Genomic DNA, 20681 nt, shown 5'->3' on the forward strand with positions numbered 1-20681 from the left:
AGGGTGATTTCCGGATTCGAGTTCCGAGACTGGCTGCTCGCCAATGACCCGGCGCTTTCGCGCCTGCGCATGGGCACGCGCGTCACGCTGTCGATCGGCCTGTCCTTCGCGATCCTGCTTCTGATCCACGCGCTTGTCGTGCCGCTGCCGATCGCCTCCTATGCCCTCGGCATCGTGCTGTCGATCGAAGGCGGGGTCGCCGTGCGCGACAAGGGCTCGGCGCGCCAGCTGGTCACGCGGCTGCTCGGCTGCCTGGCGAGCGTGATCGTCGTCGGCATTGCGGCGCTGCTCGAGCCCTATCGGTATTTTTCGGATTTCATCTTCCTCGTGGTGATCTGCCTTGCCTCCATCGGACGCGTCTATGGGCCGCGCGGCTTTGCGATCGGCATGTTCGCCTTCACCTCCTATTTCATGGGCGCCTATTTCCACCCGACGGTCGAGGAACTGCCCGTCATCGTCATCGGTCCTGTCGTCTCCGCGCTCGTCAGCCATTGGGTGAGGGCGGTGCTCCTGCCCGACAACTGGCGGCGCGACCTCCTGCGTTCGCTCGAAAGCGTGCGCGGCCGCATCAACCAGATCCTCTACAAGCTCGCGGCACTGGCCGCTGTCGGAACGGTGAACGAGGCGGACCGGCAGGAACTGCGCCAGCTGGAAGACCGGCTGAAGGAAGTGGTGCTGATGGCCGAGAGCTTCATTCCGCGCCCGCCGGGCGGCGTCTTCGACGGCGCCTCCGCACCGGCCGCGCAGCTGGCGATCCGCCTGTTCGACGCGCATCTGGCGACCGAGAGCGCCATCGTGCTGAGCTTTCAAAGCCCGCCGCCCTTTGCGCTCGTCCATGCGGTGATCGAGGACGACCGCGCCGCACTTTCGGCCGAGGAGAAGGCGGCCGAGGAGAGGGAAGGCGAGCCGCGGGGAGAGACGGCGCGCGCGCTGCTCTGGCTTGCGGCGGCCCGCCGGCAGCTTGCCGAAACCATCGATGCCGGGCGCGGGTCCGACTTTGCCGAGATTGCCTCGGTGGAAGAGGCGAGCGCAGCGGCAGCAATCGATTTTTCCCTGAAGAACCCGCTCATGCGCTCGGCCCTGCAGATCACGCTCGCTGCGGCGATTGCCATGACGCTTGGGCTTGCCCTGTCGCGCGAACGCTGGTTCTGGGCGGTGCTGGCCTCCTTCCTCGTGTTCACCAATACCAATTCGCGCGGCGACACCGCCATCAAGGCGCTGCAGCGGTCGATCGGCACGCTGTTCGGCATCGCCTTCGGCCTGGTTCTGGCGACGCTGCTGACAGGGCATGTGGCGATAGCGGTCGCCGTTTCGGTCGCCTGCATCTTCCTCGCCTTCTACTTCCTGCAGATTTCCTATGCGACGATGACCTTTTTCGTCTCGATCGTGCTCTGCCTCGTCTATGGCATGATGGGCGTGCTGACCTTCGATCTCTTGAAGCTGCGCCTCGAGGAGACGTTGATCGGCGCGGTCGCCGGAACGCTGGTTGCCTTCCTCGTGCTGCCGGCGCGCACGCGCGGGACGCTGGATACGGCGCTCGCCAAATGGTTCGACGCCCTGAAGGAGCTGCTGTCGGCCGTATCGGAGAAGAAGAGCCAGCCGGAACTCATCGTCATCTCGCAGAAGGTCGATGCCTGCTACCGCGACGTCACGCTGGCCGCCCGCCCGCTCGGCTCGACCTGGTCCATTGTCACCAGGCCGGGACAAATCCGCCAGACGCTGGCGATCTTCCTTTCCGTCACCTACTGGTCGCGCATCCTGGCGCGAAACCACATGGCCGATGCGGTCGATGACGATCTGCAGCGCAGCATCGCCGCCGATCTCGGCCTGCTGGATGCGGCGGCGCCGCGCGGTTCGGAATGTTTCCTGATCGTGCGCAAGCAGATGCGGCCGACCGGCCGCCACCTGCCGCTCTGGCGGGAAGGGGCGCGGCTTGCGGTGGAAATGATCGGCTCGACGCTGGAGCGGCTCTACCCGGAAGAGGCGCAGGACTTGCCTGTTGCGGCCGGCAAAGCTATTGCGCCGGTAAATCAGGAATAGGAAGCACATGGCGGGTACCAACAGCGAGCGTCAACTTCTGGCCGAAGGGCCTGTCATCATTCTGGTCGAGCCGCAGATGGGCGAGAATATCGGCATGGTGGCGCGCGCCATGGCGAATTTCGGGCTTGCCGATCTGCGCCTCGTCAATCCGCGCGACGGCTGGCCCAACGAGAAGGCGCAGGCCGCCGCCTCCAAGGCCGATCACGTGATCGAAGGCACCAGGGTTTTCGGCACGCTGGAAGAGGCGATCGCCGACCTCAATTTCGTCTACGCGACGACGGCGCGCAGCCGCGACAACTACAAGCCGGTGCGCTCGCCGGTCTTTGCTGCCGGAAACCTGCGCAACCGGTTCAGGGCAGGCGAGGCGACGGGCATCCTCTTCGGCCGCGAGCGCTGGGGCCTGACCAACGAGGAAGTGGCGCTTGCCGACGAGATCGTCACCTTCCCGGTCAATCCCGCCTTTGCCTCGCTCAATATCGCCCAGGCCGTGCTGCTCATGTCCTATGAGTGGATGAAATCGGGCATGGAGGATCTGGAAGCGGTGCCGTTCCAGGCCCTGGAACAGCGGCCCTCCACCAAGGAGCAGCTGTTCGGCCTGTTCGAGCAGCTGGAAGAGGCGCTGGATTCGCGCAACTATTTCCATCCGCCCTCGAAAAAGCCGAAAATGGTGGACAACCTGCGCGCCGTTCTCTCCCGCCGGGCATTCACGGAGCAGGAAATCAGCGTGCTGCGCGGCGTCATCTCCTCCCTCGACCGCTTCACGCGCAACAGTCCGCGCAAAGGCGGTTTCACCCGATCCGGCAAGGATGCGCCCACCGATGACAGCGCCGACAAGTGAACTGAAACCCGTCCTCGTTTTCGATTCAGGCATAGGCGGGCTGACCGTGCTGCGCGAGGCGCGCGTGCTGATGCCCGAGCGCGGCTTCATCTATGTGGCCGACGATGCCGGCTTTCCCTATGGCGGCTGGGAGGAACAGGCGCTGAAGGAGCGGGTGATCGGGCTCTTTGCCCGGCTGCTCGAAGAATACGATCCCGAAGTCTGCATCATCGCCTGCAACACGGCCTTCACGCTGGTCGGGGCGGATCTGCGCGCCGCCTTCCCGCAGATGACCTTCGTCGGCACGGTGCCGGCGATCAAGCCCGCGGCCGAGCGCACGCGCTCCGGCCTCGTCTCGGTGCTCGCCACCCCCGGCACGGTCAGGCGCGCCTATACGCGCGATCTCATCCAGTCCTTCGCGCAGCAGTGCCATGTGCGGCTCGTCGGCTCCGAGAACCTGGCGCGCATGGCGGAGGCCTATATCCGCGGCGATGCGGTTTCCGACGAGGCCGTCATGGCCGAGATCGAACAATGTTTCGTCGAAAGGGAAGGGCGCAAGACCGATATCGTCGTGCTGGCCTGCACGCATTATCCGTTCATGGCCAATCTGTTCCGCCGGCTGGCGCCGTGGCCGGTCGACTGGCTGGATCCGGCGGAAGCCATTGCGCGGCGCGCCCGTTCGCTGGTGCCGCAGGTGGCCGATGCCGTGCACCCGGATCATTTCGACTTCGCCGTCTTTACGTCCGGCAATCCGGATTTCGCCACGCGGCGGCTGATGCAGGGCTTCGGGCTGAGCACGCGGTAAGGCGCAGCGCTTTATTTCACCGGCCTCATCGCGCAAGATCGCCGCGGGGAATCGCAAGCGGGTCTCTGCCGCTCAAGATGCAAAGGGATGCGCCGTGCCGCTGCAAAGACTTGTCATGCTGATCTTCTTTCTGCAACCGATCGCCTTCGGCGCCTGGTTGCCGCGCATTCCCGACATCCAGGCGAAACTGGGACTCGGCACCGCCGATCTTGCTGTTGCCCTTCTCGGATTGCCGATCGGCACGCTGATCACGCTGCCCTTTGCCGGCCGCCTCGTCTCGCGCATCGGCGGGCGCATGGCGATCGTCTACGGTTTCGTCTTCTTTCTTGCCGTGGTTTCGCTGCCGGCCTTCGCGCCGAGCGCCGTGCTTCTGTTCCTTGCCCTGATGATCGTCGGGGTGGCGCTTTCGACGGTGGAACTCGGCATGAATGTCGAGGCCGACGTGACGGAAAAGGCGACGGGGCTGATTATCATGAGCCGCTGCCACGGCTTCTGGAGCCTCGGCATCATGGCCGGCAGCCTGCTCGGCGTCGGTGCCATTGCCATCGGGCTTTCGCCGCACTCGTCGATCCTGGTTACGGCCATCGTCATCCTGCCCGTCGCGCTGCTTGCCAGCCTGCGCCTGCCGAAACTGCCGGAAAGTCACCAAGCGGAGAATGCGCAGGCAAGCACCGGCTTCAAGCCGCCGAGCCTTGCCCTGCTCGGCATCTGCGCCTTCGTCTTCGGCGTGACGATGACGGAAGGCGCGATCGCCGATTGGTCGGCGGTCTATCTGCGCGATGTGATGAATAGCGAGGGTGCGCAGACCGGCCTCGGCTATTCGGTCTTCGCTTTCATGGTTGCGGCGGGACGCTTCAGCGGCGACTACATGAAGGGCCGGTTCGGCGCGGTTGCCATTGCCCGCGGCTGCGGCATCGCCTCGCTTGCCGGCATGCTCGTCGTTCTCCTTGCGCCGGCGACGCCGCTTGCCCTGCTGGGTTTTGCCGCAGTCGGTGTCGGCGTCTCGGTCGGCTTTCCGCTTGCGGTAACGGCCGTCGCTTCGCTGACCGACCGCCCGCCGGCCTCAAGCGTTGCGACGCTCTCCTTCGCGGCGCTCAGCGGCTTTCTCATCGGGCCGCCGATCATCGGCTTTCTCGGCGAACATCTGGGTCTGCGGGCAGGGCTTGCGGTCCTGCTGCTTCCGCTTTTCGTCAGCCTGCTCTGCACCCGCCTGCTGATTCCGGCGCAGGCAGAGATGGCGGGCGGCCTCGTCGAGCGCGAGGCGGTGTGAGGCATCTTTCCCCAGCGGACTTTCCCTGTGGGTTTTTGAAGGTTTGAAGACAACAGCGCCTGCGAATCTGCTAGAGACGTGGGCTGGAATTTGTAAGGGGAATGGGACGTGCAGGTTGGCATCGATATGGGAATGGCGTCCGGCGGTCCGGCGACGCTCGATATCGAGGAATTGCTGGCGACGCGTCTGCTCGTGCAGGGCAATTCCGGCTCCGGCAAATCGCATCTGCTGCGCCGCCTGCTGGAGCAATCGGCCCAATGGGTGCAGCAGGTCATCATCGATCCCGAAGGTGATTTCGTGACACTCTCCGATCGCTTCGGCCATGTGGTGGTCGATGGCGAGCGCACCGAGGCCGAGCTTGCCGGCATTGCCAACCGTATCCGCCAGCACCGCGTTTCCTGCGTTCTGACGCTGGAAGGGCTCGATATCGAGCAGCAGATGCGGGCGGCGGCCGCCTTCCTCAACGGCATGTTCGATGCCGATCGCGAATATTGGTATCCGGTGCTCGTCGTGGTCGACGAGGCGCAGATGTTTGCGCCCTCGGTCGGCGGCGACGTCTCGGAAGATGCGCGCAAGGCCTCGCTCGGCGCCATGACCAACCTGATGTGCCGCGGGCGCAAACGCGGGCTTGCCGGCGTCATCGCCACGCAGCGGCTCGCCAAGCTTGCCAAGAACGTCGCGGCCGAAGCTTCGAATTTCCTGATGGGCCGCACCTTCCTCGATATCGACATGGCGCGCGCGGCCGACCTGCTCGGCATGGACCGCCGCCAGGCCGAAATGTTCCGCGACCTGAAGCGCGGCCATTTCGTGGCGCTTGGCCCGGCATTGTCGCGCCGGCCGCTGCCGATCCAGATCGGCAATGTCGAGACCTCTGCGCGCTCTTCCAGCCCGAAGCTGATGCCGCTGCCGGATTCGCCACAGGATGTGGAAGACCTGATCTTCACGCCCGATCCGGAAGAGTTCCAGCGGCCGATCGTGCGCCGCGCGCCGCCCGCACCGCGCCCGACCACCGATATCCTGGCCGAACTCTCGCGGTCCACGCCCGCAGCCGGCCCGGTGCAGGCTGCCGAAACCAGGGCGGCCCAGCCGGAGCTGTCGGCCGAAGAGCGCGAGGAGCGGCTTGCCGGCGTGCTCGCCGAAATCCTCGACGATCCGGGCTCCGGCTTCCGCACGGATGCCGTTCTCTATCAGGAATTCCTCGTTCGGCTGCGCATGCGCCGCGTTCCCGGCCCGCCGATGTCGCTGCCGGAATTCCGGCGGCGCGTGGCGGTGTCGCGCTCCGGCGTCGATCCCGAAATGGCGGCGAGCGAGGCCTGGGCGACGGCGCTGTCGCTCTCCAACGGCGTCACCGACGACCTGCAGGGCGTGTTCCTGATGATGGCGAAGGCTGCGATCGGCGGCGAGGCCTGCCCTTCGGATGCCCGCATCGCACGGGCCTATGGCACCCACTCCGCCCGGCGCGCACGCCGGCTGCTCGGCTATTTCGAAGAGCAGGGGCTGATCGTCGTCCATACGGACTTTACCGGCAAGCGCATCGTCGCCTTTCCGGACCTGCAGGCAGAGACGGCACCCGGTTCGGCCGACGCGCCCGATAGCGACTTTCTGAAGAGCGCTGCCGAATAAGCTTGCTCAGACCCAGCTCTGGATGATTTCCGGGCTGGCGTGGATGCAGGTGAGTTCCAGCCGTGTCGTTCCCACATTCTTGAAGCAGTGCGGCGTCTCGGCATTGACGACGACGATATCGCCGACATTGGGTTCCAGCGTTTCTTCGCCAACGGTGAAACGGGCCTTGCCGGAGCGCACGATCCACATTTCCGCATAGGGATGAACATGCAGTTCCGGCCCCTGGCCGGGCTCGTTGTCGATCAGGAAGATCGAGACGGGGGCGCCATATTCGCCGCCTTCGAAGCGGATGGTGCGGTTGGCGAATTGCTGCTGGCTTTCACGCGGTATGACATGGAACATGATTTCCTCCTTGATCACTCGGCAGGCTTCGCTATGAATTATCTTTGCGAGAAGATAATTCCCTCAATTTATCTTCTCGTCAAGATAGTTTTGGAGTGATCATGGAAACGGAAGACCATGTGGACCGGCTGCGCGCGCTCTGGGCCGCGGAGTTGCCAGATCTCGATACGACGCCGATGAGCATTCTCGGGCGCATCTACCGGATCTCCAATCTGGTGCGACCGTCGATCGAAGCGACATTTGCCGAATTCGATCTTGATAGGGGCGAGTTCGACGTGATCGCGACAATCCGCAAGGCAGGACCGCCTTACCGGATGATCCCGACAGAACTCTACGGCCTGCTGATGATCTCCTCGGGCGGACTGACGCACCGGTTGGACAGGCTGGAGAAATCGGGGCTTATCCGCCGGGAGCGATCGGCGCAGGACAAGCGCAGCTTCGAAGTGGTATTGACGGACGAGGGCATCCGCCGCGCGGAAAACGCCTTTCGCGAGGATATGAAACGGGAGCTTGCGCATCTCGATGGGCTGGACGATGGGGAGCGCCAGGCACTGGCGGGGTTGCTGCGCAAGCTTGCCGGTTCGCTCGAGCGGGCAGGCGAGAACGGCCCTGAAACGGCAGATTCTGTTTGACAATCCTGTGACTTATCCCTAAAGACCGCGCCAGCACCGGGCAGCAATGTCCGGTGTTTCATTTGACATGTCCCGTGGATCAGATCCGTTCGCGTAACGGAAAGATCCTGTCGGCTCCCGGAAACGGGATCAAAGGAGGGCGTGTTTCCTTCGCGCGGTTTGGTAACAGACCGTCACAACACTTTGAAAGGAAATACGATGAGCAAGCGCGAATCGTCCAAGTACAAGATCGACCGCCGTATGGGCGAAAACATCTGGGGCCGTCCGAAGTCCCCGGTGAACCGCCGCGAATACGGTCCGGGCCAGCACGGCCAGCGCCGCAAGGGCAAGCTTTCCGACTTCGGCGTGCAGCTGCGCGCCAAGCAGAAGCTGAAGGGTTACTACGGCGACCTGCGCGAGAAGCAGTTCCGCGCCATCTTCGCCGAAGCAGCCCGCCGCAAGGGCGACACCTCGGAAAACCTGATCGGTCTTCTGGAGTCCCGCCTCGACGCGATCGTCTACCGCGCCAAGTTCGTTCCGACGGTCTTTGCTGCCCGTCAGTTCGTCAACCATGGCCACGTTACGGTCAACGGCGTGCGCGTCAACATCGGTTCTTACCGTTGCAAGGCCGGCGACGTTATCGAAGTTCGTGAAAAGTCCAAGCAGCTCGTGACCGTTCTGGAATCCGTTGCACTCGCTGAGCGCGACGTTCCGGACTATGTCGAAGTCGACCACAACAAGATGGTTGCCACTTTCGCACGCGTCCCGACGCTGTCCGACGTTCCGTACCCGGTCGTCATGGAGCCGCATCTGGTCGTCGAATTCTATTCGCGTTAACGCATAACCCCGACAATCGATTTCGATTGTCGGAGAGGCTTATGCGTCTCTATAAGTGCTGCTGCGTCCCTTGCACATCTTCGATGTGCGGCGCAGCAGGGCGCGAGACGTTTTCGCATACGGAAAAGCCGCCCTCCAAGGCGGCTTTTTTGTCTTCGGAGAGAAGTCATGGTGGATTTGCAGGCAGTCCTCGACAGCATCTACAAGGAATTGGCGCCGCGCATCGGCGAGGGCAAGGTCGCGGATTACATTCCCGAGCTTGCCAAGATCGATCCGAACCAGTTCGGCCTGTCGGTCGTCACCGTCGACGGCAGGGTCCATAGCGTCGGCAATGCCGACGTCGCCTTCTCCATCCAGAGCATTTCCAAGGTCTTCATGCTGACGCTGGCGCTCGGCAAGGTGGGCGAGGGGTTGTGGAAGCGGGTCGGGCGCGAACCGTCGGGATCGGCCTTCAATTCCATCGTCCAGCTCGAGCACGAACACGGCATCCCGCGCAATCCCTTCATCAATGCCGGCGCGATCGCCGTCACCGACGTCGTCATGGCCGGCCATGCGCCGCGTGAGGCGATCGGCGAGCTCCTGCGCTTCGTGCGTTACCTCGCCGACGACGAATCCGTCACCATCGACGACAAGGTGGCGCGTTCGGAGACGGCAACCGGCTATCGCAATTTCGCGCTTGCCAATTTCATGCGCTCCTACCGCAATCTCGACCATCCGGTCGACCATGTGCTCGGCGTTTATTTCCACCAGTGCGCGCTGTCGATGAGCTGCGAGCAGCTCGCCCGCGCCGGCCTGTTCCTGGCGGCGCGCGGCAGCAATCCGCTGACCGGCCATTCGGTCGTCTCGCCCAAGCGCGCGCGGCGCATCAACGCGCTGATGCTGACCTGCGGCCATTACGACGGATCGGGCGATTTCGCCTATCATGTCGGCCTGCCGGGCAAGAGCGGCGTCGGCGGCGGCATCTTTGCGGTCGCACCCGGCATCGCCTCCATCGCGGTCTGGTCGCCGGGGCTGAACAAGGTCGGCAATTCGCAGCTCGGCGCCGTGGCGCTGGAGATGCTGGCGGCGCGCACCGGCTGGTCCGTTTTCGGCGATTGAGGCTGTGTTGGGCTGCGGCTTTCTGCTAAGCAGGGCAGGCACAGCAGACAGGTAGGAAGATGAATATCGCAGCCAATATTGCCGACGATCTGGAAGCGGCCGACCCCGGCATCGGCCATGCGCTGTTTGCCGATGCGCCTCACTCCGTTTCCTTCAACAAGCTGCGCAAGCGGCTGTTGCGGCAGGTGCGCCAGGCCTTCGACGATTTCGACATGCTGAAGGGCCAGAAGCGCTGGCTGATCGGCATTTCCGGCGGCAAGGATTCCTACGGGCTGCTGGCGCTGCTGCTCGACCTGCAATGGCGCGGCCTGCTGCCGGTGGAACTGATCGCCTGCAATCTCGACCAGGGCCAGCCGAACTTTCCGAAACATGTGCTGCCGGACTATCTCACCAGGATCGGCGTCAAACACCGGATCGAATATCGCGACACCTATTCGATCGTGAAGGAGAAGGTGCCGGAGGGGGCGACCTACTGTTCGCTCTGCTCGCGCCTGCGGCGCGGCAATCTCTACCGCATCGCCAGGGAGGAGGGCTGCGACGCGCTGGTGCTCGGCCATCACCGCGAGGACATCCTCGAAACCTTCTTCATGAACTTCTTCCACGGCGGGCGCATGGCGGCCATGCCGGCGAAGCTTCTGAACGACGAAGGCAACCTGATGGTGCTGCGTCCGCTCGCTTACTGCGCGGAGGACGACATGGCGAAATTCGCGGCCGCCATGCAGTTTCCGATCATCCCCTGCGATCTCTGCGGCTCGCAGGACGGCCTGCAGCGCAATGCGATGAAGGACATGCTTGCCGATATCGAGCGCCGCATGCCCGGCCGCAAGGACACGATGCTGCGGGCGCTCGCGCATGTGAACCCGTCGCATCTGCTCGACCCCAAACTTTTCGACTTTTCTGCGCTGAGCGTCACCCAAACGTCATAACGGACTTGCTATGAGCCTCTGCAGATCCATGCAACGAGTCCAGAATGATTTTCTCAGACAATGACATAGAGTTTCTCGGCGATTGCCTGCGGCATGTCGCCGAAGAAGAAATCATGCCGCGGTTCCGCAATGCGGCCGCCGCCAATGTTTCCGAAAAAACCTCCTCCGTCGATCTCGTCACACAGGCCGACCTGCGCTCCGAGGCCTATCTGACGGCAGCGATCCGCGAGCGCTTTCCCGATGCGCTCATCGTCGGCGAGGAGGCCTATGAGGCGGACCGGTCGGTGGTGCCGGCGCTTGCCGATGCCGATCTTGCCTTCGTCATCGATCCGGTGGACGGCACTTTCAATTTCGCCGCCGGCCTGCCGGTCTTCGGCACGATCCTCGCCGTAATGGTCAAGGGCGAGACGGTTGCCGGCATCATTCACGATCCGGCGCTCGGCGATACGGTCATTTCCCTCAAGGGTGCCGGCGCCTTCCAGCAGAAGCGCAATTGCGAGCCGGTCCGCCTGAAGGTCGCAGAACCGGTCGAGCTTGGCCGCATGGTCGGCGCCATGGCCTGCAGCCATATGGAGGAGCCGGATCGTTCGCGCATTGCCGGCAACATGGCGAAGATCCGCATGACCTTCGCCTTCAACTGCTCGGCCTATGAATATTGGATGGCTTCGTCCGGCAAACTGCATTTCATCGGCCATGCCAAGCTGATGCCGTGGGACCATCTTGCCGGCGTGCTGACGCATCAGGAAGCCGGCGGCCATACCGCGAAATTCGACGGAACGCCCTACAGGCCGGGCGAGATTTCCGGCGGCATCATCTCGGCTCCCGACAGGGAAAGCTGGCAGATGATCCGCAGCGAGATCGTCGGCCACCGATAGACCGAAAGGAAAGCGCCATGACGACTGCCATAGATACGATGAAACTTGCCGATCTCCTGCGGCAGGCAGCGAAAGCCGAGATCCTGCCGCGCTTTCGCCGGCTGGCCAGCGGCGACGTGCGCGCCAAGACGGAAGCGACCGATCTCGTGACCGAGGCGGACGAGCAGGCCGAACGTTTGATGAAGGCGCAAGCCCGGCGCCTTTGGCCGGAAGCGCTGTTCATCGGCGAGGAATCGGTTGCCGCCGACGCGTCGCTGCTCGACAGGCTCGCGGGGGCGGATCTCGCCATCGTCGTCGATCCGGTCGACGGCACGTTCAACTTTGCTGCCGGCATTCCGGCCTTCGGCGTCATGGCCTCGGTCGTTTCCAAGGGCGAGACGGTTGCCGGCATCATCTACGATCCGATGGGCGACGACTGGGTCATGGCGGAAAAGGGCGGCGGCGCCTGGCTGCGGCGGCCGGACGGCGAGGCGCAGCGGCTCAAGGTGGCGGCGCCGGTTGCGCTCGACCAGATGGTCGGCATGGCCTCCACCGGCTACCTGCCGCAGGAAAAGCGCGCCGAAATCCTCGGCAATCTCGCCAAGGTGCGCTTCCTCACCAACTACCGCTGCGCTGCCCACGAATACCGCACCTTTGCCGGCGGCCATGTGCATTACCTGATGTATAACAAGCTGATGCCCTGGGATCATCTGGCCGGCACGCTGATCTGCCAGGAAGCCGGCGCCCATGCCGCCCGTTTCGACGGCTCGGCCTATCTGCCGCACCATGTCACCGGCGGACTGCTGATTGCGCCCGACAGGGAGAGCTGGGACATCCTGCGCCGCGAGGTTTTCACGGTCTGAGGCCGAGATGGCCTGAACGTGCGTTCAGGCCAATATCTCCCTCAGCGCGTCCAGCAGCCTGTCGCATTCGGCATCGGTGCCGATGGTGATGCGCAGGAAATCCTGGATGCGCTCCTTGCGGAAATGCCGGACGAGGATTGCTCGCTTGCGCAGTTCCGCCGCCAGCTCCGCACCGCCGCGGATGCTATGGCGGGCAAAGACGAAATTGGCGGATGAGGGCAGGACCTCGAAGCCGAGTTCGCCAAGGGCTGCCGTCAGCCGCTCGCGGCTGGCGATGATCAGTTCGCAATGTTTCTCGAACCAGTCCCGGTCCTCCCAGGCGGCGACGGCGCCGGCCTGGCTCAGCCTGTCCAGCGGATAGGAATTGAAACTGTCCTTGACCCGTTCCAGCGCGTCGACGAGCGGGCGCTGGCCGACGGCGAAACCGACGCGCAGGCCGGAGAGGCCGCGCGATTTGGAGAAGGTCTGGACGACGAGCAGGTTCGGGTATTTCCGGACCAGCGGAATGGCGCTCTCGCCGCCGAAATCCACATAGGCTTCGTCGATGACGACGACCTGATCGGGGTGCTCGGATATCAGCGTTTCGATCGCGGCGAGCGGCAGCGCCGTTCCGGTCGGTGCGTTCGGGTTGGTCAGGATGATCGCGCCGCAGGGCTGGCGGTAATCCTCGATCCTCACCCGCATCCTCTCGTCCAGCGGGATTTCGCGGAATTCGATGCCGTAGAGGCGGCAATAGGTCGGGTAGAAGCTGTAGCTGATATCGGGGTAGAGCAGGGGCAACTCGTGCTTCAGGAGCGCCCGGAACGTGTGGGCCAGAACCTCGTCCGAGCCGTTGCCGACGAACACTTCGCCGGGATCGAGATCGTGGCTCGCGGCAATCGCCTGGCGCAGCTTCAGGCCGGTCGGCTCGGGGTAGAGGCGCAGCGTGTCGTTGACCGCCTGCCCAATCGCCGCCAGCGCATGCGGCGAGGGGCCGTAAGGGTTCTCGTTGGTGTTCAGCTTCACGAGGCCCTCGATGACGGGCTGTTCGCCCGCCACATAGGGTGTCAGGGAATGAACGACGGGGCTCCAGAAACGGCTCATCATCACTTTCCAATATTGGCGCTCAAGCACCATTACATGTGAACGGCGCCGGGGTCGATCTGCGGGCTGTCGCCGGGGTGGGTGAAAAGCTTGCCCTTTTCGGCCCAGAGCACCATGACGATGGTAATGGCGCCGAAGAGCGCGAAACCGCCGAAGAGCGGCTGGACGGTGCCGTTGAAGAGCTGGCCGACGCCGCCGCCGAGAACGGCGCCGAAAGTAGTGGAGACGAAACCCGTCACCGCCGTTGCCGTGCCGGCGAGGTTGCCCATCGGCTCCAGGCTGATGGCCGTGAAATTGGTGGCGATCACGGCAAACATCATCAGGAGGATCGAGAAGAGCGCATAGGAGAAGGCGAAGGACGGCGTGCCGCCGAGTGCTGCGACAAAGCCGATTGCCGAAATGATGGTGAAGAGCAGCATGGCGGCATGGGAGATGCGGCGCATGCCGAAGCTGCGCACCAGCATGCCGTTCAGGAAGTTTGCGACCGCGATGCCGCCTGCCGTCGCGGCAAAGGCGATCGGCAGCCAGTCGCCGAGGCCGTAGACCTCGCCGAAGACCTGCTGGACCGAGATGACATAGGCGCTGATGACGCCGGTGAACATGGTGAGCCCGATCATGTAGCCGCAGGTGATGCGGTTGGTCAGAACCGTCCTGAAGCCATCGGCGACGGCGGCGAAGGAGAGCGGAATGCGCTCGTCCGGCGGCAGCGATTCCTTCAGGCGCAGGAGCGCCCAGACGAAAAGGATCGAGGCGACGACGCCGAGCAGGATGAAGATCCAGTGCCATTCGGCATAGGTGATGATCAGCTGGCCGACGGAGGGGGCAACGATCGGCACGATCATGAAGACGATCATGACATAGGACATGACGCGGGCCATCTCGCGGCCGCCGAAGCAGTCGCGCACGATCGCCATGGTGGTGATGCGCACGGCCGCGCCGCCGATGCCCTGGACGAAACGCATGACCAGCAGCATTTCGAAACTGCCGGTGGCGGCCGCCGCAAACATGCCGATGACATAGCAGGCGAGGCCGCCGAGCAGGATGTTGCGGCGGCCGAAGGCATCCGACAGGCTGCCGAAGACGATCTGCGAGGCGCCGAAGCCCAAGAAGAACACGCCGATGACGAGCTGCGTGTCGTTGTTGTTGGTCACGCCGAGCGAATGGCCGATGCTCGGCAGTGCCGCCAGCATGCTGTCGATCGCCATGGCGATCGAGGCGGTCATGATGGCGATCGTCACCACGAATTCGACGAAGCCCATGCCGATGCGGGCCGAACCCTGGTTTTCCGTATGCGGTTTGTGTGTCGGAGTCATTCGAATCCCCCTGAATGACGCAAGAGCGGCCGCAACGCGGCCGAATGAAGCGGGATGCGGCGAGCCCCTACCAGAATGCCCCGCCGCCTGATGTGTCTGGAAGCTTCCGGTGCCCGATATCAGTGGCCGATATCGGTGAAGCTCGAAAGCGATGCGTCCTTCGACAGCGGCGCGTGCTGTGCCCTGAACAGCCGGCCCTTTTCGGCGATCAGCACGAAGACGATGCCGATCAGCGAGACGACGAAATAACCGGCGATCATCGGCGTTGCCGTGCCGTTATAGGCCTGCCCGATCATGGCGCCGATCGAGGCGCCGCCGACCGTGCTCATGAAGCCGATCACCGAGGAGGCCGTGCCGGCGAGATGGCCGAGCGGCTCCATGGCGAGCGAATTGAAGTTCGAGCCGATCCAGCCGAACTGGAACATGACCAGCGCGAAGAAGACGATGAAGATCGCAAAGGGCATCGGCTGCGGCCCGAAGGCCTGCACCAGAAGCCAGACGAAGCTCAAGAGGCAGAAGCCGATGATGGAGGCGTGCGACAGGCGGCGCATGCCGAAACGGCCGACGAGCTGGGAATTGATGAAGGACGAGAAGGCCATGAACAGGGCCACGCCGGCGAAAGCCACCGGCGCGTATACGCCGAGCCCGTAAATGCCGACATAGATCTGCTGGGCGGAATTGATGAAGCCGAACAGCGCGCCGAACAGGATCGTGCTGGCGATGGTGTAACAGAGGGCGATGCGGTTGGAAAGGAAGATCGCAAAACCCTGCAGGATGGAGCGCGCCGTGAACGGGCGCACATTGGCCGGATCCAGCGTTTCGGGCAGGCGCAGATACATCCAGATGCCGACGGCCGTCGCCATCGTGCCGATGAAGACGAAGATCATGTGCCAGGTGCTGACGAGCATGATGATCTGGCCGCTGCCGGGCGCAATGACCGGCACGATCATGAAGACCATCATGATGAGCGACATGACTTCCGCCATCTGCCGGCCGCCGTAGACGTCGCGGACGATGGAGATGGTGATGACGCGGGTGGCGGCCGAACCGAGGCCCTGGATGAAGCGCAGCGCCAGAAGCCCGGCGAAGGTCGGCACGACGGCGATGCCGAAAGCGGAAACGACGTAGATGCTGAGGCCGATCAGCAGCGGAACGCGGCGGCCGAAGCGGTCCGACAGCGGGCCGTAGAAAAGCTGGGCGAGGCCGAAGCCGAACAGATAGGCGGAAACGACATATTGGCGATGATTTTCGTTTTCGACACCGAGACTCGCGCCGATCTGCTGCAATGCGGGCAGCATGATGTCGATCGCCAGCGAGTTGACGGCCATCATGAAAGCCGCAAGCGCGATAAATTCCAGCTTGCCCATGGGCAGCCGACCCGCGGACATGGCTTGTGATGAATCTGTCACAATGAAATTCCCATAAACAGGTCAAGGCGCTGCTTGGCGCAGCGCCTCGAACTCAAAATACAGATTTGGAAACCGGACGGACGCCCGATGACCGATCAGGCGGCGCCTTTGACCGTGACGCCGTTTTCCTGGAGATGCTGCTGGAGCTCACCGGCCTGGAACATTTCCCGGACGATGTCGCAGCCGCCGATGAACTCGCCCTTGACGTAGAGCTGGGGGATCGTCGGCCAGTTGGAGTAATCCTTGATGCCCTGGCGGATTTCCGAATCGGCGAGCACGTTGATGCCCTTATAGTCGACGCCGAGATAGTCGAGGATCTGCACGACCTGGCCGGAGAAACCGCACTGCGGAAACTGCGGCGTGCCCTTCATGAAGAGGACGACGTCGTTGCTCTTGACTTCGTTGTCGATGAATTCGTTGATACCGCTCATGGGACCTAATCCTTTCAACAGGCAGGTTAAAGGCCCGCCGTTTCAATCATTTTCCTTAGATAGCATGTGGGGGCGGGAATTCCACCCGCCCAAACCAAAAAAAGACCAATCCGCGACACTCTGCGGCTGGTATTGTTGCCCATGTGTTACTGCTCCCTGGCGAGGTAAGCCTGGATCTGTTCAATCTCGCTGTCGGTGAAGTGGCTGAAGTCCCACTGCGAGACTTCGGTCATGACGCCGAGGTCGCGCCCGCCCATGCCCTTGCCGGTGCGCAGCAGGGCCTTGAACTGTTCGGGCGGATAGGATTGCGCCAGGGGCTTCAGGGCAGGGGCCTTGAAGGCGGCCGACTGTTTCTCGGTGTCGAGATTGTGGCAGTGGCTGCAATCCGTCTTCCACATATATTCGCCGATATCGGCCGGGCGCGCCGCCGCCGGCTTGAAATCCGGCGCCACGTCGTCGGCCTCGAAGGGGATCTGGCCGAGCGCCAGCGCGATTCGCCCGACAGGCCCCCAGCTCGTGCCGCCGTCGACGGCATCGGGAAGCGGCTTCTGGCTGCGCAGCCAGGCGATGATATCGGCCATGTCCTCGTCCGAAATGTTGGAGAGGTTGCTGGCCGGCATGATGACGGCGCCGGTGCCGTCCCGCTTGATGCCGTGGCGGATGAGGCGCACCAGTTCGGCATCGGTATATTCGGGAACCAGCCGCGTCAGGTTCGGCGCGACGAGGCGGCCGAGCGCGGGGTCGTCCACCAGGACGTTGCCGGCATCGCGGTGACAGCCGCCGCACATGAAAGTGCGGGCGCGCCGTTCCGATTCCTCCGGCGACAGCGTCGTCTTGACGGTGAAATCGGCCGCCGCCAGATCGTAGCTCCTTGCAAGCCGCATTTCGGACAGGCTGTAGACGGCGCCAACCGCTACAAGACAGAGAACGACGAGTGCGGCGAGAACGATTTTCAGGATGCGAAACATTTGAAGACCTCCCAGGAAGATATGGTTCAAGCGGCGGCCGGACGCTGCCTTGCGGCAACAGCCCGTTCAAAATCGCCATAGGCAAGGTTCCAGCCGCGGCGTTCCCTCAGCGTCGCAAGCCAGCGCAGGACGTTGGGAAAGGCGGAGAGATCGACATCAGCAAAAGCGCCGAGCGTGACGTTGGCGGCGCCGACATAGTCGGCAAGCGTGATTTCGCTGCCGCAGACGAACTCGCCGTCGCCGATCATGCGGTCGTTGAGAACCTGCAGATATTTGCGGCTGCCCTGCGCGCCGATCGCGCGCATCGCGGCAAGCGTGTTTGCCTCCAGCGCCAGCAGGGGCGGCAATATATGGGTGTAGGAAAGCAGGACGCAGTGGAAGACGTGGAAATTCGTCTGGAACCAGCTGATGGCCTCGTCGACACGGGTGCGGGCCTGCAGTTCCGCCGGATAGACGGGCATTTCATATTTCAGGGCGACGTAGCGGATGATCGCCGAACTCTGCGCCACAGTGAAATCGCCATCGACCAGCACGGGAACCTGAGCATTGGCATTGATGCCGCTAAATTCGGCCGTGTATTGCTCTCCGTCGGCGATCGAGATGATCTGTTCTTCGAACTCGACATTCTGGTCAAACAGGAAAAAAGAGGCGATGCGCGAAGATGTCGAGGTCGGATCGTATATAAGCTTCATGATATTTACTACCCGGGAATAGAAACGGCGGCGGCGATCTGCTAAGGCAATTCTTGGGCGGGCTCAAACACCGATATTGAAAGTTGGTTCTGCATTTTTGCATAATGGACGCATGGTGGAGTGGGGCGATCTCAAATTTCTGCTGCATGTGGTGCGCGAGGGCTCGACGCTCGCGGCCTCGCGCGTGCTCAATACCAGCCAGAGCACGGTCATGCGCCGCATTGCCGTGCTCGAAGGCCAGCTTGGGCTGAGCCTGTTTGAAAAGCGCCGCAGCGGCTATGTGCCGACCGATACGCTGCTTGGCCTGCTCGGCAAGCTGGAGGCGGTGGAGGCTGCCCATTCGGCCTTCGAAAGCGAGGCCCGCGTCATCTGCCGGGGTTTGAGCGGCACGGTGCGGCTGACGACGCCGGAACTGATCTCAAGCCATTTCCTGAAATTTCCGCTGCAGCAGTTCCGCCAGCTCAATCCCGATATCCGGATCGAGCTGGTGGCGAGCGACGATTATCTCGATCTGTCCTGGGAGGCCGATATTGCGCTGCGGGCCGGCGACCCGCCGACGGACGGCGCGCTCTTCGGGCGGCGCATCATCAACGACACCTGGAGCGTCTATTGCAGCCGCGCCTATGCGGAGGCGAACGGCTACCCCACGACGACGGCCGATTTCGGCAAGCACGGCTTCATCTGCATCGTCGAGCGGGCGCGGCCGGACAGGCTGACGGAGTGGATGAACACGCATTTTCCGCCTGATAACATCGTCCTGCGCCACAGCAGCCTCATGTCCGCCTTCTTCAGCGTCAAGGCCGGTGACGGCATCGGCATCTGTCCGGACATGATCGGCACGAACGAGCCGGATTTCATCCGCTGCATGCCGGTCGACGTGCAGACCGGCAAGGAAGTCTGGCTGCTCGCGCATGAGCGCAACCGCCAGACGCCGCGCATCCGCATCGTTCTCGATTTCCTGACCGAGCACCTGATGAAAAAGGTGCAGACGATGCGGCTGGTGATGGGGGAGAAGGTCTGAAGCTCCTGCCGGCCTATGCGCGCCGCTGCTTGCTGCGGCCGGCGGCGGTACGGCGCCTGCTCACCTGTTTGCGGGCCGGTTTGCGGCTCACCGACGCTGCCTTGCGGGTAGTGCGGCCCGTTGCGGCCGATGCGGCCTTGCGGCGCTTGCGCTTGGTCGTGGTGCGGCCCGCCGTCTTCTTCAAAATTTCCTTCAGCACGCTGTCGATGACGCCTGATACAAGTTCGTTCACGAGATTGGCCACAAAATCCCCCTCAATCCTATCGAAACGCCGCTTTTCCTATTGAATTCCCGAGGAGTTCGCTTAGCAAGGCGGCTCGAAGTTTTTATCCGTTTTTTCGCCGTATTTTCAAGCGAACCGGTCACTCGATCAACGGCGCATTCAACCCGCCTGAAAGAAGAAAAAGACTATGAAACTCGTCGAAAAGCGGGTGGTGCTGCATTTTCCCGGATTCGAACCGCTGGATGGCGCAGCGCATCGGGCGCGCTACGAGCGCAGTGCAAGGCAAAGCGCCTCCGTCTGGGGCTACAATGTCGCGACCGGTGCCGCCGACGACGGGCACCATGTTTCCTTCGATGTCGGCACCGGTGCCGACGGCTGGCAAACGCAGACGCGCGTGCATGTCTTCGATCACAATGAGCTGGTGGAGCGGTTGCGCGCCGGCAATACGGCCGGGCGGATCGCGTCGGGTTTTGCCAGCTTCTGGCAGGTTGTGCGCGAGGGCGGCATGGCCGGCTATTTCCGCCATGCCTGGCGCTTCGGCCTGTTCTTCATCTTTCCCTTCCTGCTGACGGCGTTCGCGATCCTCGTCGCGCTGCAGATCCTGACGCTGCATTACTGGCTCGGCCTTCCGGGCTGGCACTTCGGCTGGAGCGCGCCGCTGGCGGCCGTTTTCTTCATCTTCGGTTTTCTGCCCTTTTCGGAGCGGTTCCACACGCTGCACCTCTTCGCCGACTGGGAAATGGCCGTGGCGCTGGCGCGCATGGACAGGCCCGAATTCAACGACTGGCTGGAGCAATGCGCAAGCGCGATGCGCGCAGCGCTCGACGAGGAGGCGGACGAATATGTCATCTCCTCACACAGCATGGGCTCCAGCGTCGCCGCCCATGTCGTCGGCATCCTGCTGGAGCGGGAGCCGGACGTCTTCAAGGGCAAGCGCGTGGTGTTTGCGACACTCGGCTGCGCCATCCTGCAATGCGCGCTGATGTCGTCGGCGACGCTGCTGCGCTCGCGCGTCGGTCTGATTGCCCGTTGCCCGGATATTTTCTGGCTGGACGTGCAGTGCCTGACGGACTCGATCAATTTCTACAAGGTGCCGGTCGTCAGCGTTTCCGGCCACCCGGACGCGCCGCAGGCCAGCATGATCCATATCCGCGTCCGGCAGATGCTGACGCCAGAGCATTACAGGAAGATCCGCGGGGATCAGTTGCGCGTGCACCGGCAATATGTGCTGGGGCCGGACACGAAATCCGCCTTCGATTTCACGCTGCTGACCGCCGGGCCGATGCCGGCCTCCGTCTTTGCCTATCCCGAGCAGAGCAAGCTTCCGGCCTGAACCTGCAAACCGAGAGAGAGCGTCGATCGCCTTCGCGCGGGTCCGTCCGATCGTCAAAAGGCCCGGCGGGAAAATTCTTCCAGCCGGGCCGTTCGTTTCCGTTCTTCAGTTGAACCCGGATT

At 63.3% G+C, this 20681-nt stretch carries 21 protein-coding genes; 13 read left to right on the forward strand and 8 right to left on the reverse strand.

Annotated features, from left to right (window positions below):
- Positions 1-3 precede the first annotated feature (3 nt).
- The 5 genes from ACU8HS_RS20755 to ACU8HS_RS20775 all read left to right on the forward strand — a co-directional run bounded on the left by ACU8HS_RS20755 (position 4) and on the right by ACU8HS_RS20775 (position 6555).
- The gene (locus tag ACU8HS_RS20755; protein WP_447015114.1) at positions 4-2040 is read left to right on the forward strand and encodes an FUSC family protein; all 2037 of its coding nucleotides are present in this window, start codon (positions 4-6) and stop codon (positions 2038-2040) included.
- Between the two features lie 7 nt (positions 2041-2047).
- On the forward strand, positions 2048-2878 hold the full coding sequence (locus ACU8HS_RS20760) for an RNA methyltransferase (RefSeq protein ID WP_112567561.1): 831 nt from the start codon (positions 2048-2050) through the stop codon (positions 2876-2878).
- A complete protein-coding gene (gene murI / locus ACU8HS_RS20765) occupies positions 2859-3662 on the forward strand; it encodes a glutamate racemase (protein ID WP_112567563.1) in 804 nt (267 codons plus the stop codon). Before ACU8HS_RS20760 ends, murI begins: the two co-directional genes overlap by 20 nt.
- Before the next feature lie 94 nt (positions 3663-3756).
- Positions 3757-4932 (forward strand): MFS transporter, encoded by a 1176-nt coding sequence (locus tag ACU8HS_RS20770; RefSeq protein WP_447015115.1) that lies wholly within the window; start codon positions 3757-3759, stop codon positions 4930-4932.
- Between the two features lie 108 nt (positions 4933-5040).
- Positions 5041-6555, forward strand: a complete 1515-nt coding sequence (locus tag ACU8HS_RS20775) for a helicase HerA domain-containing protein (RefSeq protein WP_447015116.1) — start codon at positions 5041-5043, stop codon at positions 6553-6555.
- A gap of 6 nt (positions 6556-6561) precedes the next feature.
- Here ACU8HS_RS20775 and ACU8HS_RS20780 read toward each other — a convergent pair whose 3' ends face one another.
- A complete protein-coding gene (locus tag ACU8HS_RS20780) occupies positions 6562-6897 on the reverse strand; it encodes a cupin domain-containing protein (RefSeq protein WP_112568255.1) in 336 nt (111 codons plus the stop codon).
- Between the two features lie 101 nt (positions 6898-6998).
- Here ACU8HS_RS20780 and ACU8HS_RS20785 point away from each other — a divergent pair, with 101 nt between their 5' ends.
- The 6 genes from ACU8HS_RS20785 to ACU8HS_RS20810 all read left to right on the forward strand — a co-directional run bounded on the left by ACU8HS_RS20785 (position 6999) and on the right by ACU8HS_RS20810 (position 12086).
- A complete protein-coding gene (locus ACU8HS_RS20785) occupies positions 6999-7529 on the forward strand; it encodes a MarR family winged helix-turn-helix transcriptional regulator (protein WP_447015117.1) in 531 nt (176 codons plus the stop codon).
- Between the two features lie 198 nt (positions 7530-7727).
- Positions 7728-8345 (forward strand): 30S ribosomal protein S4, encoded by a 618-nt coding sequence (gene rpsD, locus ACU8HS_RS20790; RefSeq protein ID WP_112567569.1) that lies wholly within the window; start codon positions 7728-7730, stop codon positions 8343-8345.
- Between the two features lie 168 nt (positions 8346-8513).
- Positions 8514-9443: a glutaminase gene (locus tag ACU8HS_RS20795; RefSeq protein WP_112567571.1), complete on the forward strand. Its 930-nt coding sequence runs from the start codon at positions 8514-8516 to the stop codon at positions 9441-9443.
- 59 nt (positions 9444-9502) lie between these two features.
- Positions 9503-10369 carry a tRNA 2-thiocytidine(32) synthetase TtcA gene (gene ttcA / locus ACU8HS_RS20800; RefSeq protein ID WP_112756386.1) on the forward strand — a complete coding sequence of 289 codons (867 nt, stop codon included), beginning with the start codon at positions 9503-9505 and terminating at the stop codon, positions 10367-10369.
- 44 nt (positions 10370-10413) lie between these two features.
- On the forward strand, positions 10414-11244 hold the full coding sequence (locus ACU8HS_RS20805) for an inositol monophosphatase family protein (protein ID WP_447015118.1): 831 nt from the start codon (positions 10414-10416) through the stop codon (positions 11242-11244).
- 17 nt (positions 11245-11261) lie between these two features.
- Positions 11262-12086 (forward strand): inositol monophosphatase family protein, encoded by an 825-nt coding sequence (locus ACU8HS_RS20810; RefSeq protein ID WP_447015119.1) that lies wholly within the window; start codon positions 11262-11264, stop codon positions 12084-12086.
- Between the two features lie 24 nt (positions 12087-12110).
- Here ACU8HS_RS20810 and hisC read toward each other — a convergent pair whose 3' ends face one another.
- The 6 genes from hisC to ACU8HS_RS20840 all read right to left on the reverse strand — a co-directional run bounded on the left by hisC (position 12111) and on the right by ACU8HS_RS20840 (position 17982).
- Entirely contained in the window at positions 12111-13169 is a 1059-nt protein-coding gene (hisC, locus tag ACU8HS_RS20815) for a histidinol-phosphate transaminase (protein ID WP_447015120.1), read from the reverse strand.
- A 32-nt stretch (positions 13170-13201) separates the two neighbouring features.
- Positions 13202-14482, reverse strand: coding sequence for a multidrug effflux MFS transporter (locus ACU8HS_RS20820; RefSeq protein ID WP_112567581.1), 1281 nt, complete (start codon positions 14480-14482; stop codon positions 13202-13204).
- 119 nt (positions 14483-14601) lie between these two features.
- Positions 14602-15849 (reverse strand): multidrug effflux MFS transporter, encoded by a 1248-nt coding sequence (locus ACU8HS_RS20825; protein ID WP_112567583.1) that lies wholly within the window; start codon positions 15847-15849, stop codon positions 14602-14604.
- 137 nt (positions 15850-15986) lie between these two features.
- Entirely contained in the window at positions 15987-16322 is a 336-nt protein-coding gene (gene grxD, locus ACU8HS_RS20830; RefSeq protein WP_112567585.1) for a Grx4 family monothiol glutaredoxin, read from the reverse strand.
- 146 nt (positions 16323-16468) lie between these two features.
- Positions 16469-17290 carry a c-type cytochrome gene (locus ACU8HS_RS20835; protein WP_447015121.1) on the reverse strand — a complete coding sequence of 274 codons (822 nt, stop codon included), beginning with the start codon at positions 17288-17290 and terminating at the stop codon, positions 16469-16471.
- A 26-nt stretch (positions 17291-17316) separates the two neighbouring features.
- Positions 17317-17982, reverse strand: a complete 666-nt coding sequence (locus tag ACU8HS_RS20840; RefSeq protein WP_447015122.1) for a glutathione S-transferase family protein — start codon at positions 17980-17982, stop codon at positions 17317-17319.
- A 112-nt stretch (positions 17983-18094) separates the two neighbouring features.
- Between ACU8HS_RS20840 and ACU8HS_RS20845 the strand changes: the two genes are divergently transcribed.
- Positions 18095-19003, forward strand: a complete 909-nt coding sequence (locus ACU8HS_RS20845; RefSeq protein WP_447015123.1) for a LysR family transcriptional regulator — start codon at positions 18095-18097, stop codon at positions 19001-19003.
- A 13-nt stretch (positions 19004-19016) separates the two neighbouring features.
- Here ACU8HS_RS20845 and ACU8HS_RS20850 read toward each other — a convergent pair whose 3' ends face one another.
- Positions 19017-19247, reverse strand: a complete 231-nt coding sequence (locus ACU8HS_RS20850; protein WP_112756396.1) for a hypothetical protein — start codon at positions 19245-19247, stop codon at positions 19017-19019.
- 166 nt (positions 19248-19413) lie between these two features.
- Between ACU8HS_RS20850 and ACU8HS_RS20855 the strand changes: the two genes are divergently transcribed.
- The gene (locus ACU8HS_RS20855) at positions 19414-20559 is read left to right on the forward strand and encodes a hypothetical protein (protein WP_447015124.1); all 1146 of its coding nucleotides are present in this window, start codon (positions 19414-19416) and stop codon (positions 20557-20559) included.
- Positions 20560-20681 lie beyond the last annotated feature (122 nt).

It is taken from the genome of Rhizobium sp. KDH_Rht_773_N (assembly GCF_052946295.1).